1 protein-coding gene is annotated in these 1,098 nt (G+C 75.7%); it reads left to right on the forward strand.

The window, feature by feature from the left end; genetic code table 11:
- Positions 1-637 precede the first annotated feature (637 nt).
- Positions 638-1,098 (forward strand): glycogen debranching N-terminal domain-containing protein (locus B7767_RS31495; RefSeq protein WP_306298010.1); only part of this gene is annotated, 461 nt, incomplete at its 3' end.

The raw sequence follows: 1,098 nt of genomic DNA on the forward strand, positions 1-1,098 counted from the left end.
ACTGTGGTGCTGCGCTCGGTGAGCAGGAACCGGCCTCGAAGAGGCGTAGTGGGGGGCGGCGGGGGTGCTGTCCGCGCTGTGCCATCGGGCCGGGAGCCTGTCCGGAGGCCCGCTCCGGACAGGCTGTGGCTGTCCGGAGCGGGCGAGGAGGCCGCGCGGCCCGGCGTTGGCGGGGCGCCCCCCGCTCTCGGCTTCGCTCAAGCGGGGTCCATGGGCGAGAGGCACTCCCACCGCTCGGCTTCACCCACTCTCGGCTCCGCCCGAGTGGGGACCTCCACCGCCCCGGGGGTACCTTCCAGGCCGCTCAGACACTGGATGGCACGGTCCTGCCCGCGACGCGGGCGGGCGTGGGCGTGACCCGGAGACGGCTGGTCCCGTTCACCTGAGTGGCGGAACGCCTGGACGGGGCGTGACGTCGTACACCACTTCCACCGGCCTGACCGAAGCCTGTCGGCGGCGGGCCCGCCCGAGCCACACCGAGCACAGAGAAAGCCTTCCCATGCACCAGCCGGCTCCGCCCGCCTCCTTCGCCGACCGTGCCGGAGCCCTGACCGGCACGCGGACGCCACTGCCACGACAGCGGGATCACCACCCCACCCGCCGGTGGCCCGCCGATCTGCCGCCCGCGCACACCGCCATGATCTGCGTCGCCCTGCCCGGCCTCGCCATCTCGACGGAACGGGGACAGCAGACCGGCAGCGGGCTGGAGGGGTTCTACCGCGCGGGACGGCGTCTCCTCTCCCGGTGCCAGGTCCGCGTGGCCGGGCGGGAGCCGCTCGCGGTCCAGGCGCGGATGGTGGCCGCCGACCGGGCCCGTTTCGTGGGGACGCTGCGGGTGTCCCCGCGAGGCGACGGCCCGGACCCGGACGTGGTCGTGGAGCGGACACGCTGCGCGGACGGCACGGAACGGATCACGCTGCGCAGCGCGGCCCCGCATCCGTTGCGCCTGCCCGTCGAGGTGGCCCTCGGTACGGATCTCGCCGACCTCGGGGCGATCGCCGCCGGCCGCGCGGGGCCCGAACTGCCGGCCGATGTCCACGCCTGTGGCCTGCGCTGGTCCCGCGCCGGCGCTCGCGCGTCGGTCACGGCCGAACCGCC

It is taken from the genome of Streptomyces sp. 13-12-16, assembly GCF_002114215.1.
In the GTDB taxonomy this organism is placed as follows: domain Bacteria; phylum Actinomycetota; class Actinomycetes; order Streptomycetales; family Streptomycetaceae; genus Streptomyces.